11 protein-coding genes are annotated in these 14,400 nt (G+C 72.1%); 4 read left to right on the forward strand and 7 right to left on the reverse strand.

Features of this window, described 5'->3' with window-relative positions; genetic code table 11:
* Positions 1–64: 64 nt before the first annotated feature.
* Genes AMIS_RS38500 through AMIS_RS38510 form a run of 3 tightly spaced genes read left to right on the forward strand, consistent with a single transcriptional unit; the run spans position 65 to position 3,661 of the window.
* Positions 65–2,677: an FtsK/SpoIIIE domain-containing protein gene (locus tag AMIS_RS38500; RefSeq protein WP_014447903.1), complete on the forward strand. Its 2,613-nt coding sequence runs from the start codon at positions 65–67 to the stop codon at positions 2,675–2,677.
* The gene (locus tag AMIS_RS38505) at positions 2,674–3,375 is read left to right on the forward strand and encodes a hypothetical protein (protein WP_014447904.1); all 702 of its coding nucleotides are present in this window, start codon (positions 2,674–2,676) and stop codon (positions 3,373–3,375) included. Before AMIS_RS38500 ends, AMIS_RS38505 begins: the two co-directional genes overlap by 4 nt.
* A gap of 25 nt (positions 3,376–3,400) precedes the next feature.
* A complete protein-coding gene (locus tag AMIS_RS38510; protein WP_014447905.1) occupies positions 3,401–3,661 on the forward strand; it encodes a hypothetical protein in 261 nt (86 codons plus the stop codon).
* A gap of 18 nt (positions 3,662–3,679) precedes the next feature.
* On the opposite strand, the gene folE is transcribed toward AMIS_RS38510, so the two are convergent.
* From folE to dacB, 6 genes are all read right to left on the reverse strand, one after another.
* On the reverse strand, positions 3,680–4,306 hold the full coding sequence (folE, locus tag AMIS_RS38515) for a GTP cyclohydrolase I FolE (RefSeq protein WP_014447906.1): 627 nt from the start codon (positions 4,304–4,306) through the stop codon (positions 3,680–3,682).
* Positions 4,307–4,323: 17 nt separating this feature from the next.
* Positions 4,324–6,339 carry an ATP-dependent zinc metalloprotease FtsH gene (gene ftsH, locus AMIS_RS38520; protein WP_014447907.1) on the reverse strand — a complete coding sequence of 672 codons (2,016 nt, stop codon included), beginning with the start codon at positions 6,337–6,339 and terminating at the stop codon, positions 4,324–4,326.
* Positions 6,340–6,637: 298 nt separating this feature from the next.
* Positions 6,638–7,213, reverse strand: a complete 576-nt coding sequence (hpt, locus tag AMIS_RS38525) for a hypoxanthine phosphoribosyltransferase (protein ID WP_014447908.1) — start codon at positions 7,211–7,213, stop codon at positions 6,638–6,640.
* Positions 7,214–7,277: 64 nt separating this feature from the next.
* On the reverse strand, positions 7,278–8,267 hold the full coding sequence (gene tilS, locus AMIS_RS38530; protein WP_014447909.1) for a tRNA lysidine(34) synthetase TilS: 990 nt from the start codon (positions 8,265–8,267) through the stop codon (positions 7,278–7,280).
* Positions 8,268–8,270: 3 nt separating this feature from the next.
* Positions 8,271–9,311 (reverse strand): zinc-dependent metalloprotease, encoded by a 1,041-nt coding sequence (locus AMIS_RS38535; RefSeq protein WP_014447910.1) that lies wholly within the window; start codon positions 9,309–9,311, stop codon positions 8,271–8,273.
* Positions 9,312–9,370: 59 nt separating this feature from the next.
* Entirely contained in the window at positions 9,371–10,990 is a 1,620-nt protein-coding gene (gene dacB / locus AMIS_RS38540) for a D-alanyl-D-alanine carboxypeptidase/D-alanyl-D-alanine endopeptidase (protein ID WP_157435552.1), read from the reverse strand.
* A 1,408-nt stretch (positions 10,991–12,398) separates the two neighbouring features.
* Here dacB and AMIS_RS38545 point away from each other — a divergent pair.
* Positions 12,399–12,905, forward strand: coding sequence for an inorganic diphosphatase (locus AMIS_RS38545; RefSeq protein WP_014447912.1), 507 nt, complete (start codon positions 12,399–12,401; stop codon positions 12,903–12,905).
* Positions 12,906–12,983: 78 nt separating this feature from the next.
* Here the strand turns inward: AMIS_RS38545 and eccD are convergent, their stop codons facing one another.
* Positions 12,984–14,339 carry a type VII secretion integral membrane protein EccD gene (gene eccD, locus AMIS_RS38550; protein ID WP_014447913.1) on the reverse strand — a complete coding sequence of 452 codons (1,356 nt, stop codon included), beginning with the start codon at positions 14,337–14,339 and terminating at the stop codon, positions 12,984–12,986.
* Positions 14,340–14,400 lie beyond the last annotated feature (61 nt).

Genomic DNA, 14,400 nt, shown 5'->3' on the forward strand with positions numbered 1-14,400 from the left:
GCCGATCGGGGACGCAACGCGGCAGCCGACCGCCTCTGGGATAGGTTTTATCCGCGGACAGGAGGTGGTGGCAGTGGCTGATTCGACTCTGCGGGTCCGGCAGGCCGCCGCCTTGCACCGGCAGGCGGTGGCGACAGTGGACGCGGCCGCCGCGGCGCTGGAGGCATACGCTCCGGCCGCGGCAGACCCCCGCGAGCAGTACGGGATAGCCGAGCGCCTGCGGGCCGCAGCGGCGCACCTGGCACCCGGCTGGCTGGGTGTCACCCTGGACCCGATGACTCCGCTCGGCCCGCTGGGCGGCGACCGGAGCGGCGAGCCGGCGCAGCCGCAGTTCGTCCGGGTGGGTGTCGCACAGCCGCTGGACGACGTCCGGTTCCCGGCCGTGGTGCCGCTGCTCGGCGCGGGTCACCTGACGATTGACGCCACCGCGACGGATCCGCGGGTGTTCGGCCTGCTGCGCGCGCTGCTGGTTCGGCTGTTCGCGGCGGCGCCGGCCGGTTCGCTGCTGGTGCGCGCCGTCGACGGGGTGGGCGGCGGCTCGGTCTTCGCCCCCTTCGAGGAGCTCGCCGACGCCGGGCTGATGTCACCACCGGCGACGGACCGCCAAGGGCTGCGCGACGTGCTGTCGGAGGCGGAGAAATGGCTGCGCCCGGCCCGGGGCGGCAACACCCGCCGGTCCCGGCGCGACCGGACCCTGCTCGTGGTGATCGCCGGCCTCCCGGAGCTGACCGAGGGCGAGGAGCTGCGGCGGATCGCCGCGCTGGCCCAGCAGGGCCCGGATTCCGGGCTTCACCTGATCGTGGCCGGCTGGCCGCCGGCGCCGGTCACCACCGAGACCACGCAGGCGCCGCTGCCACGGACCACGGCCATCTCGGTGCGCAACCCGTTCGCGATCATCGGTGACCCGCCGGGCGGCACGTTCGGGTCGGTGCCCGAGGCGCTCTGGCTGAACGCGCCGGTCTTCCTGGACGAGGACCCGCCTCCCCGCCTGATCGACGCGGTCTGCCAGGAGCTCGCGGCGGATTCCGCGGCGGCGTCCCGGGTGACGCTCTCCGACCTGCTGCCGGACTCGGCCGACGAGCTGTGGAGCGGTGACGCGGCGACCGGGGTGGAGACCGTGGTGGGCCATCACGGCGACGTGCCGCTGGTGCTGCGCTTCAACGACCTCACTCCGCACTGGATGGTGGGTGGCCGCTCCGGCGCCGGCAAGACCGCCTTCCTGATCAACGTGCTGTACGGGCTGGGCGCCCGCTACCGCCCCGACGAGCTGGCGTTCTACCTGCTCGACTTCAAGGAGGGCGTCTCGTTCTCCGAGTTCGTGCCGACCCGGCGGGACCGCACCTGGCTGCCGCACGCGCGGGCCGTCGGTGTCGAGTCCGACCGGGAGTACGGCCTGGCCGTGCTCCGCGAGCTGGACGCCGAGATGGGCCGCCGCTCACTGGCGTACAAGCGGGCCGGGGTGTCGCGCTTCGCGGACCTGCGCGCGGTCGCGGCCGAGGAGGGGCGGAGTCACCCGCTGCCCCGGATCCTGTGCGTGATCGACGAGTTCCAGGTGCTGCTCGCCGGCAACGACCCGACCGCCGCCGAGGCGGTGGCCCTGCTGGAGTCGCTGGCCCGCAAGGGCAGGTCGTACGGTATTCACCTGGTCCTGGCGAGTCAGACCGTCCTCGGCGTCGAGGCGCTCTACGCGAAACGGGACTCGATCTTCGGCCAGTTCCCGGTGCGGATCGCGTTGCCGGGCGGCGGCGACGTGCTGGAGCCGACGAACGACTCGGCCGCGGGGCTGCCGCTGGGCAGCGCGGTGGTGAACACGGCCGGCGGTCTGGGCGGTCCGCGCGGCGCCACCCGGGGACACGAACGGGTGGTCCGGTTCCCTGATCCGCACGCCGATCAGCAACTCCTGAGCGACCTGCGGCACCGGTTGTGGGGCTCCCGCGACCCGGATTCGCCGCAGCCGCTGGTCTTCGCCGGCTACGCGCACCAGCACCTCGCCGACGACCCGACGTACCGCGCGGCGCTCGCCGGGCGGTCGTCCCGGCCGGCCGCGCTGCTCGGCCGGGTGATCGACGTGGGCCTGTCCACCGCCACGTTCCCGCTGGACTCCTCGCCCGGCCGGCACCTGGCGATCCTCGGCTCGAACACCGTCGGCGCCGAGGTGCTTGACGCGGCGGCGCGCAGTGTCGCGGCCTGCCACGCGCCCCGCACCACCCGGTTCGTGATCGCCTCGCTGGTGGCCGAGGGCGACGCCATGGCCTCGGCGCTGGCCGCCGAGATCGCGCAGCGGCAGGACGTGTCGGTGGTCGACGCGACAGGTCTCGCCGCCGAGATGGACGCCGGGCGTCCCGGCTACCGCGTGGTGTTCGGGATGGACGCGGCGCCGCCCGGCAGCCTGGCCGGGCTCCGGCAACTGCTGCGCGAGGGCCCGAGCCGGGGGGCGCACCTGCTCTCCTGGTGGCGCGGTGTGCGCCGGTTCGGCGAGGAGACCGGTGGCAGCATGGGCCGGGAGGACGTCGCCGGCCTGCTCTTCCTGAACGTGCCGCAGACCGACGTGACGCTGATGCTGGGCCGCGCCGTGGACTGGCACCCCCGCCCGAACCGGGTGCTGCTGCACGACCGGCACACCGATCGCACCGTGACAGTGGTCCCGTTCGTCGCCCCGGAAGCGGAGGAGCCGTGACCGAGCAGGCCGAACAGCGCGGGACGGTTCCACCGCAGGCCGCGTCGCCGCAGGCCGTGCCGTCGCAGGCAGCGCCGCCTGACCCGTGGGCCGACTACCTGGCCGCCGCCCGGGAACTCGACGCGGTGCGCCGGGCCGCGAGCTCGATGGCGGGCGAGCACGCCGAGACGATCGCGACCGCACGTCAGGAGCTTTCTTCGGTACGGGCACGGCTCGTCCCGCAGCGTGCCCGGCTGGCGCGCGACTTCGCCGTACCGGAATGGGAATTGACGCCGCAGCCGGAGGATCAGGCCGCGGCGATGGCGAAGGTGGCCGGCGGGCCGGCGGCCGTGCTCGCCGCGCTGCAGGAAGCGCGCGCCACCGCGGACGCCGCGGACCACTCCTTCATCGGGCCGGCGCCGCTCGGGCCGCACCGGCCCTACGGCCGCAACCTGCTGATCTACGGGCCGTTCGCGTTCGTGGTGCTGCTGGTGCAGGTGATCCTGTTCCTGCTGGTCGGCTCGCCGCCGGACTACGCGCTGGCGTGCGCGCTGAGCATGCCGCTGCTGGCGTTCGGGCTGGGCTGGGCGACGATCGGTTTCGTCTATGACGACGAGGGTGTGAAAGCGGACCGGACCACGGTGCTCGGCGTGATCGTCTGCCTGGTTCCGGTGCTTCTCACCTGCGCCGGGCGGGGCCTGCAGGCGCTGTTCGGCTGAGAGCGGACCAGACAGGGGAGGAACCATGGCGAACGTCGAAGAGGTCAAGGTCAGCGTCGCCGCGTCGGTGGACGGCGCCCAGCGTGCCGTCGCCGGCATCCAGCAGGTGGCGGACCAGCTCGATCAGGCGCTGCTGCTGCTGCGGATGACAGCGGTGGGCTCGTTCCATCCGGCCGCGGCCACCGCCATCGCGAATCTGGAGCAGGCCCGCACCCGCCTGGACGAGGCGACCGCGCTGACGGTGTCCGCGATGGACTCGGCGAACACGTTCCGCAGCCTCATCTGAGGCCGGCCGGATCTCGGCTCAGCGAGCGTTTATCAAGGCCATCGCCTCGGCGCGGACCTTGCCGTCGCTCTGGAAGGCGCCCCGCACCGCTGAGGTGACCGTGCGGGCGCCGACCTTGCGGATGCCGCGCATCTCCATGCAGAGGTGCTCGCACTCGAGGACCACGATCGCGCCGCGGGCGGCGAGTTTCTCCATCAGCAGGTCGGCGATCTGCGAGGTGAGCCGCTCCTGGACCTGCGGGCGGCGGGCGTAGACCTCGACGAGCCGGGCCAGTTTCGACAGGCCGGTGATCCGCCCGTCGGCGCCCGGGATGTACCCGATGTGCGCCACGCCCTTGAACGGGAGCAGGTGGTGCTCGCACATGCTCTGCACCTCGATGTCACGGACCAGCACGAGCTCCTCGTGGTCCGCCTCGAAGGTGGTGGTGAGCACGGTCGCCGGGTCGACCCGGAGGCCGGCGAAGAGTTCCGCGTAGGCGCGGGCGACCCGGGCGGGAGTGCGCTCGAGACCGTCACGATCCGGGTCCTCACCGATCGCGATGAGGATCTCCCGGATCGCTTTCTCGATCCGCCCGAGGTCGACGGCGTCCTCCACCGGCGTACCGGTGACCTTGCCGTCGACCAGACGGGCGGCGAGATAGTCCATTTCGTCGGACAAGTTGATCAGTTGCTGCTTTCCGAGCCGTTCGCGTTCGGGTTGGGTCCGACCGCGATCTGACCGTCCGCCTCGGCCTGGGCCTTCAGCTTGTCCCGCTCGGCGGGGGTGAGCACGGGCGGCGCCTCGGACGGCAGCCGCTTGCCGAAGCCGTTGAACGGCGACATCGGCGGCCGCTTCACGACCCGGGCACAGATCCGGTTCATGTCCTCCTGGGTGATGGTCTCCTTCTCCATCAGCTCCAGGACCATGTTGTCGAGAACGTCGCGATACTCGACCAGGATCTCCCAGGCCTCGTCGTGAGCGAGCTCGATGAGCGCGCGCACCTCGGCGTCGATGTCGGCGGCGACCGCGTCGGAGTAGTCCTTCTCGTGTCCCATGTTGCGACCCATGAAGGGCTCGTCACCGCTCGTGCCGTACTTCACGGCGCCCAGCTTCGAGCTCATGCCGTACTGCGTGACCATGGCGCGGGCCAGGCCGGACGCTTTCTCGATGTCGTTGCCGGCGCCGGTGGTGGGCTCGTGGAAGACGAGCTCCTCGGCGGCCCGGCCACCCAGCGCGTACGCCAGGGTGTCGATCATCTCGGCACGCGTCTGCGTGTACTTGTCCTCGGTCGGCAGGACCAGGGTGTGCCCGAGCGAGCGGCCACGCGGAAGGATCGTCACCTTGTGCACCGGCGCGGAGTGCGGCAGCGCGTAGGCCACCAGGGCGTGTCCGCCCTCGTGGTAGGCGGTGATCTTCTTTTCCTTGTCGCTCATCGCCCGGGTCCGGCGCTCGGGGCCGGCGATGACCCGGTCGATCGCCTCCTCGAGGAACTCGTTGGAGATCGCCCGCTTTTCGTTACGGGCGGTCAGCAGCGCGGCCTCGTTGATCACGTTGGCCAGGTCGGCGCCGGAGAAACCGGGCGTGCGGCGGGCCACCGAGTCGAGGTCGACGTCGGGCGTGAACGGCTTGCCCTTGGCGTGCACCCGCAGGATCGCCTTGCGGCCCTCCATGTCCGGGTTGTCGACCGGGATCTGCCTGTCGAACCGGCCCGGGCGCAGCAGCGCCGGGTCGAGGATGTCGGGACGGTTGGTGGCCGCGATCAGGATCACGCCACCCTTGGTGTCGAAGCCGTCCATCTCGACGAGCAGCTGGTTGAGCGTCTGCTCGCGCTCGTCGTGGCCGCCGCCCATGCCGGTGCCACGGTGCCGGCCGACCGCGTCGATCTCGTCGACGAAGACGATCGCCGGAGCGTTCGACTTGGCCTGCTCGAAGAGGTCGCGGACCCGGCTCGCGCCGACACCGACGAACATCTCGACGAAGTCCGAACCGGAGATCGAGTAGAACGGCACCCCGGCCTCGCCGGCGACGGCGCGGGCCAGCAGCGTCTTACCGGTACCGGGCGAGCCGAAGAGCAGAACGCCCTTCGGGATCTTCGCGCCGAGCGCCTGGTACTTCGCCGGGTTCTGCAGGAAGTCCTTGATCTCGTGCAGCTCCTGGACCGCCTCGTCGGCGCCCGCCACGTCGGCGAACGTCGTCTTCGGCGTGTCCTTCGTGATCATCTTCGCCTTGGACTTGCCGAAGTTGAGCACGCGTGAGCCGCCGCCCTGCATCTGCGACATGAACAGCAGCAGCAGGATCACGAGGATCGCGATCGGGAGCAGGTTGATCAGCAGGCTCAGCAGAATGTTGTCGCCGGAGACCGTGGCGTCGACCGTCCCGGACACACGCCCGGTGGCCTTGGCCTGGAGGACGTCGTCCCAGATCTGCTCGGTGGCCTCGTACGGGTACTGAGTCTCGATCTTGTCAGTGGTCTTGCCGTCGAACCGCTCCGAGGAGTCCAGCTCGATCTGGAGCGTCTGCTCCTTGTCCTTCTGGACGACGTTTTTGATGCCGCCCTGATTGAGTCGCTCGAGAGCGATGGAAGTATCGACCCGCTGGTAACTGGGACCACTGGTGAAGAAAGAGCTCAGCGCGACTACGCCGATGATCACCAGAATGATCCAGACCACCGGGCGGCGGAAGAAACGCGTACGTTCCATACTGTTGTCGGGCGCCAAGCGCCCGGACCCTCCTGATCGGCGTCCTGGTCACCTCAACGTCGCCGCCCACCGGCGGCCGCCGGCATCCGATACCCCTGTCTTGTGACGGTGAACCGGGACCGGCCCCTCCGGCGTATGTGACACCACGCCATCGGTCACTCGACCGTACACCGTAGGTACCGATTACGAACCCGTGAGCCCGGAGGGCGAACCCCCTGTACCCGGCGGTTAGTACGGGCGGTCTCGGTGCAAAACCGCCCATAACGACTCTTACTGTGAACACGCTGGGAAAGCGTGTTCAGCTACGGGCGTACACCTCCGGCTTCAGCACCCCGACGTACGGCATCTCGCGGTAACGCTCCGCGAAGTCCAGCCCGTAACCCACCACGAACTCGCTGGGGATGTCGAAGCCCACGTACTTGACCGGGACCTGCACCTTGACCGCGTCCGGCTTGCGGAACAGGGCCACCACCTCGACGCTCGCCGGCGAGCGCGACTCCAGGTACTTCATCAGCCAGGAGAGGGTCAGCCCGGAGTCCACGATGTCCTCGACCACCAGCACGTGGCGATCGGTGATGTCCCGGTCCAGGTCCTTGAGGATGCGCACCACACCGGAGGAGGTGGTGCCCTGCCCGTACGACGAGACGGCCATGAACTCCATCTCGGTCGACGGGCCGTGCCGGCCGAGTGCCCGGGCGAAATCAGCCATGAACATGACCGCGCCCTTCAGCACGCAGACCAGCAGGATTCCGTCTTTCGCGTCCGCGTGGTCCGCGGAGACCTGCTTGGCCAGCTCATCGATCTTCTCCCGGATCTGCTCCTCCGAGATGATCACGTGGTCGATGTCGGCGTCGTACCAAGAACCATCAGCCATGGGCTAAGCCTGCCCCATGGAGGTTACCGATTGTCGAACGGGGCCGGATTCCGACGAAGTGGCCTCACTTGATATGGGCCGGAACCACCCGAACGAGGCGATCCGCCCGGCGGCCCACGACTATCCCGTCCGGCAGGAACACCGGTCCCTGACCGTGCCACTGGGTGATCAACGCGTCCATCGCCACCACGTGCCGGTACGCCAGCGCGCCACCCGGAGCGCCCAGCTCACGGGCCCATCGGTGCAGCACCCGGCTGCGGATCGCGGCCGCCAGCCCGGCCAGGACGGGCACCGAGAGCCCCTCGGGGACGCTCGCCGACACCATCGCGGCGGCGGCCAGTTCGTCGAGCGCCTCGCTGTCCGCGGCGACGAGTGACGCGGTCCGTGCGAGGTTGCTCACCACGGCCGGGCCGAGCGCGTCCACCAGCACCGGCAGCACCGAGGCGCGGACCCGGGACCGCGCGTACGCCGGGTCGCTGTTGTGCGGGTCCTCCCAGGGCGCCAGGCCGAGCGCCGCGCAGGCCTTGCGAGTGTCCGCCCGCGCCACGTCCAGCATCGGCCGCCGGAACACGCCGCGCCGCCCCGGCATCCCGGAGAGCCCGCGCGGACCGGCGCCCCGGGCCAGCGCGAGCAGCACGGTCTCGGCCTGGTCGTCGCGGGTGTGCCCGAGCAGCACCGCGGCCGCGCCCAGCTCGGTGGCGGCGGCGCTGAGCGCCTCGTACCGCGCGGTCCGGGCGGCTGCCTCCGGCCCGCCGGGCAGGCCGGCCACCGAGACGGTCTCGATCCGCACCGGGTCGAAGCCCGCGTCCCGGGCCCACGCGGCCACCGACCGGGCCCGGCGGTCCGAGCCCTCCTGCAGCCCGTGGTCCACCGTGACCAGACCGACCCGGGAGAACGAGCCCTGCTGGTTCAAGAACTGTGCGGCCGACGCCAGCGCGAGCGAGTCGGCGCCGCCCGAGCAGGCCACCAGCAGGAGCGCGTCGGAGGGCAGGTCGGCGAGGCCGCGGCGGACCGCGGTGCGGACGGCAGCGACCGGGGCCGGGATCCGGGCCATGGCCTAGTGGTGCACCCGGGCGACGTACGCGTCCGGGTCGCCCAGCTCCTCCAGCCGGGGCAGGGTGAGCGGCGACTCGAAGACCCGGTTGAAGCCGGTCATGCCGACCCGGTCGACGACTCCGTGCACGAACTTGCGCCCCTCCGCGTACTGCCGCATCTTGACCTCGATGCCGAGCAGGCGGCGGATCGCCTTCTCCAGCGGGTTCCCGCTCTCCCGGCGCCTGTTGAACTTCGCCCGGATCGAGTCGACCGACGGGATGACCTCCGGGCCGACGCCGTCCATCACGAACTCGGCGTGGCCCTCGAGGAGGGTCATCAGCGCGGTCAGCCGGTCCAGCACGGCGCTCTGCGCCGGAGTCTGCACGATGTCCAGCACCGAGGCCCGGCTCTCCGGGTCGCGGACCGCCTCGGAGAGCGTGGCGACACCACGGCGCAGCCGCTCCAGGATGTGCTCGCCGCCCTGCGAGGCGTCGACGAACGCCTGCACCTCGCCGAGGAAGTAGCCCCGCATCCAGGGCACCGCGGTGAACTGTGTGCGGTGCGTCACCTCGTGCAGGCAGACCCAGAGCCGGAAGTCGCGGGAGTCGGCGCCGATCTTCCGTTCCACCTCGACGATGTTCGGCGCGTTCAGCAGCAGCTGACCGGGCTCGCCGGAGAACACCTCGTATTGCCCGAGGACACGACCGGAGAGGTACGCCAGGATGGTCCCGGCCTGCACCCCGGTGACCCGGGAGCCGATCGCGTCGGCGAGCGGGCCGGGCGGGCTGTCCCCGGCGATCCGGCTCACCAGCGGGCCGATCACCCGCTGGAGGCCGGCGATGTTCACCTTGGCCCAGTCCCGCCGGTCCACCACGCGCACCGGCGGAACCTCCACCTGCGAGGTCAAGCCGGTATACGCCGCCACGTGCCCCGCCGCTTCCTCGGTGAGTGCCCGCAGCTCGGCAACCACCTGCGTGGCCTCCTCGAGGGAGACCGCGGGGCCGGTCTTGGAGAGCGCGCCCGCGGTGGCGGCGGCCAGATCCCAGTCAACGAACTGCGCCATGCAGCCCACCGTACCCGTGTGGAACCAACCGGCCCTCCGGTGAAACCCCGGGTCCGTCCTCAGCAGCCGCACGCCACCAGCCGTGCCGCGATCTTGTCGAGCGCCGCGCGGGCGGTCACCGCGTTCGCCCCGCCGACCGCCATGATCGCGAAGGCGAGCACCCGGCCGTCCTTGGTGACGAGCACCCCGGCGAGGGTGTTCACGCCGCTCAGCGACCCGGTCTTGGCCCGGACGATGCCCTGCGCGGTCTGGTTCGGGCTGGGCACCACGAACCGGGTACGCAGCGTGCCGGACCAGCCGGCCACCGGTAGCCCGTTGAACATCGCGCTCAGGCTGGCGTTCTTGCCGCTCGCCGCGAGAGCGAGGGTCTGCACCAGCATGGTCGGGCTGATCCCGTTGTTCCGGGAGAGCCCGCTGCCGTCGTACAGATTGGCCTCGTCGGCCGGAAGGCCCAGCTCGCGCAGCTTCTCGATCATGGCCTCGGCGGTGTTCTCGAAGCTCGCCGCGGGCTTGCCGGCGGCGAGCGGCACCTGCCGCGCCACCGCCTCGGCCAGCACGTTGTCGCTCTGCTGCAGCATCCAGTCGACGATCTGCACGAGCGGCGCCGAGCTGACCCGGCCGAGCTCCTTGCCGGGCGTCCAGGTGGTCCCGGCGGCGGCCGACGCGCCGGGCGCCGGGCTGCTGCCGGACTCGGCGAGCTGCGGCGCCTCGGTGGCCCGCACCGACGTGGAGGTCGCGTCGATCGCCTTCGCGAACAGCTTGCCGGCCGCGTTCGCCGGGTTCGCGTACCGCGGGTCGCCGCCGAAGTCGTTGTGCACCGGGTCGATCCGGCCGCCGTTGGTCATGAACGGCTGGATCCGGGCCACCTGGCCCTCCGCGATGTCACCGGACCCCCATCCGGTGGCCGTCTCCGGACCGTCGTAGAGCGACATGTCCACGAACACCTGGGTGGCCTGGGTGCCGCCCAGCGACTCCTTCACCTGCTCGGCGAGCGTGTCCAGCCGCGCCGCGCCGGGGAACAGCTGGTTTTCGTCCACCGACATGGTCGCGTCACCGGCCCCGATGATCACGACCTCACCCGGGTTCTCGCCGGCCACCACGCGGGTGACCATCCGGTAGGCCGGCCCGCGCGCGGCCAGGGCGGTCGCCGCGGTCAGCAGCTTGGTGGTCGAGGCCGGCGTGGTCGGCACGTCGGCGTTCTTCGCGTAGAGCACGCTCCCGGACGCCGGGTCCAGCACCGAGACGTGCACCGTGTCCCCGAGCGCGCCCGCGCTCACCAGCGGGTCGAGCGCCGCCTCCACCGCAGCGGTGTCCGGCGTCGTGCCACCCGTCTCGGCGGCGGCGAGCACCGGTGTCGGCGTGGGCTCCGGCGGGATCGGCGCGGCGCTGGGCGAGCTTGCCGCATCGGCGCCGAGCCATCCGTCGACAGGCCCGGGCCGCACCACCAGACCCACTGCCGCCACCAGCGCCAGCAACACCACAACCGAAAGAACAGAAACCAATTTCGTACGGGATCGACGACGGACTCCCGCCTCGTCCGGGGCGACGCCGTCGCTGGTCACGGCCGTTGCGCCGGCGCCGGCGACGGGTGCGTCGCCGGCGGCTCGCGGCCGGGCGGCGGACGCGTCTCCGGCCGCACCCGCCCCGGAGGCGGGGGCCGACGCCGCGGGCCGCGTCATGTTCAGCGGCACCGAGGCCCGCCCGTAGCTACCGCTGCCCGAGGTCGGCTTGACCTCGGGCACGCTCCCCGCGGCGGGCACGCCAGCGCCGCTCGGGAGGGCGCCGGCACTGCTCGGGGCAGCGCCAGCGCCGCTCGGGGCAAATCCAGCAGCGCCCGGCGCGGCGGCCGGATTGGAGTTCAGCTGAGCGGTGGCCTCGCCCGGCCGGGCGACCCCGGGGAACTGCGCCGTCGCGTCCCCGGGTTGCCCCCACGGATCCCCGCCCCGCACACCGGGAATCTGGGCGGTCGCGTCACCCGGACGTGCTCCCTGATCCGACAAAGGGGCGCTTTGCCCGGAATTGCCGGAAGTTGAAGGCGGATCGGACGCCCACGGATTGCGCGGGGAGTTCCACGGTCCCACCGGACCCGGCCCACTCGGCGGATACTCCCCACCGGCCGGCGGCACGCTCGGCGCAGCAGGAACCGCGCCCGGAGCGGGCGGTGGCAGGCTCGGCACAGCGGGCGGTGGCAGGCTCGGCACAGCGGGCGGTGGCAGGCTCGGCACAGCGGGCGCCGCGCTCGAAGCGGCAGGCGGCGCGCCCGAAGCGGCAGCCTGCGGATGTGGCACACCGGCCTGCCCACTCGGAGCGACGGGCGGCGCAGCAGGGACAGCGGGCGGCACGGCAGCCGGCGCACCCGGCACCCAAGGCTGCGGATTCGGCGTCTGCGCACCCGGCATCCAAGGCTGCGGATCCGGCGTCTGCGCACCCGGCGCTCCGGCCTGCTGATTCGGCGTCTGCGCACCGGGCTGCCCGGCAGCCTCACGACCCGGAACGGGACCGCCCGGGAACGCCCCCGGAACGGGACCCCCCGACGGCGGCCGCGACCAGTCCACGGGCGGGACGCTCCCACGGTTCGGGATCTGCTGCGTGCCGCCGGCCCAGTCGTAACTCGCGGCCGGATCGGAGATCGGCGAACCCGGCCACGGCACCGTGCCCGGTACGCTCGCCCGGCCCGGAACGCTCGGCTGGTCGGCCGGCGGCCACCCCGCGCCCGGCACGGACTCCTGCTGCCAGGGGAAGGGCTGCCGATACGCCTCGGGAGACGCCACCTGCCCAGCGCCCGGCTGTGCCCGGCCCGCCTGCTCCGATGCGGCCTGATCGGATCCGGGCGCGCCGGACCGACCGGCCGCCCTTTTACCCTGATCGGCACCGGATTGCGAACTCGACACGCCGTCATTGGCCGCGCCGTCATGTGAATCTTGCCTCGTCACACGCCCCTCCTCGCCCGTGGCGTCAGACTTAGGGGAGACTAGCGACATCCGGCACACCGTTGCGCGCGGATCCTGCGGGCCCGGCTTCCACGCCCCGCTTCCCGCCCGGCGGACCGGTCTATTCACGCGGGCAAGCAAAAGGGGAGCGAAAATAATGGATTTCGACGTCTTGGTTGAGATCCCCAAGGGGCAGCGCAACAAGTACGAGGTGGACCACAAGACGGGCCGCATCCGGCTCGACCGGACCCTCTTCACCGCGACTCAGTATCCCGCGGACTACGGCTACATCGAGGGCACCCTGGGGCAGGACGGTGACCCGCTGGACGCTCTGGTCCTGATCCAGGAGCCGACTTTCCCGGGCTGCCTGGTTCGTGCCCGCGCGATCGGCATGTACCGGATGACCGACGAGAAGGGCCGCGACGACAAGGTTCTCTGCGTTCCGTTCGAGGACCCGCGTCAGGAGCACCTGCGCGACATCCACCACCTGGGCGAGTTCGACCGCATGGAGATCCAGCACTTCTTCACGGTCTACAAGGACCTGGAGCCGGGCAAGTCCGTCGAGGGCGCCACCTGGGTCGGCCGCATCGAGGCCGAGAACGAGATCCGCGCGTCCTTCAAGCGCGCCGAGGCCGCCGAGGCCGAGGAGCACGGAGAGCACTGACCGGACGCTCCCGCCGATACCGCTGACGACCGCACCTGCGGGGCCGCTGCGCCTCGCAGGTGCGGTCGTATGCGGGCTTCAGGAGATGCCGGAGAGGGCGGCGTAGAGTCCGGCCACCGCGCAGGCCACCGGGATCACCGCGATCACGGCCAGCCCTTCCAGCAGGTCGGCGGCCCGGGTCAGGTAGGGCGAGGGCGGCCGGTGGGCGTACCGGGAACCTGCGACGACCGTGACCGACGCGACCAGCAGGACCACCCCGATCAGGGCCGGCAGGCGCCGCGCGTCCCCATTCCCGGTGAGCAGCAGGTCGATGCCGAGGGCGGCGAAGCCGCCGAGGCCGGCCACCAGCAGCGGCGCCCGCAGCCGCACGGTCACGAAGAGCCGGGCGCGCAACAGCAGCGCGAGCGCGGCGGCCGCGATCAGGATCCGGGCGGAGAGCGTGCCTTCGGCCGCGAGCAGGGCGAATCCGGCGGCGGCCAGGAGCGTCAGGCCGAGCAGCAGGCCGGTCAAGATCTCATCGGTACGGTCGACAGCGGCGAACACGGCATCCCGGCCGGGTGGCTCGTCCCGGGCCGGTTCCGGGCGCCCGGGCGTCCGCCCCGGCAGCGCGAGCGGCGGCAGCGGCAGGCGACCGAGCCGGACGGCGATCACCGGCAGCACGCCGAGACCGCAGACCAGCACCGAGATCAGGGCAGCGGCGGCCGCCGCGACGGTGGAGACCTCGGCGATCAGGGCGGTCAGGACGCCGAGCACCCCGGCGGTCACGCCGGCCACCGGAATCCGGGTCCCGGCCGGGATCGCGAGCGCGCCGAGCAGCGCCGCCACCGTGAGGGCCGCCGCACCGGCGGGCAGGTCCCATCCGGCGCCACTTGACCCCGCTCCACCGGCCACGGCGAACGGCAGCGCATAACCGCCGAGCGCCACTCCGGTGTACGCGTAGCCGTACCCCCGGATGGCGACCGTCCCGCCGAGCAGGAGCAGCAGCGCCGCGCCGAGCCCTGCGGCGCCCCGGCCCGGACCGGCGGTGAGCAGCGCGAACAACCCGAGCCCGAGGGGCACCGCGGCGGACGCGAGGGCGGCGGCCCGGGTGGTCTCCGGCGTCCACACTCCGCCGCGCCGGCGAGCGCCCTCGGCGACGGCCTCCACCACGTCGTCGTATTCGATCTCCGGCCACTCGTCGTATGCCGGGACGAGGTGGAGCACCTCGCCGTCCCGTACCCCCTGGGTGAAGAGACCTTGACCGGTCGCGAGAGCGACCCCGTCGGCGCGCCGGAGCACCCACCCGCCGTGGTTCTCCCCCCGGTCGGCGAGGTCTTCGCCGGCCTGCCGGAGCACGTCGGGCAGCAGCTCGGCGAGCGGCACCTGCTCGGGGAGGGCCACGTCCAGCCGGCGCAGCGGCGCGCTGATCGTCACGCGGGCGAGTCCGGTGCTCATCGGGCGCCTCCGGAACGAAAGTTATCCACAAGCGTGAATTCAATGCTGCGGACGGCACGCA

Source organism: Actinoplanes missouriensis 431 (assembly GCF_000284295.1).
In the GTDB taxonomy this organism is placed as follows: Bacteria; Actinomycetota; Actinomycetes; order Mycobacteriales; family Micromonosporaceae; genus Actinoplanes; species Actinoplanes missouriensis.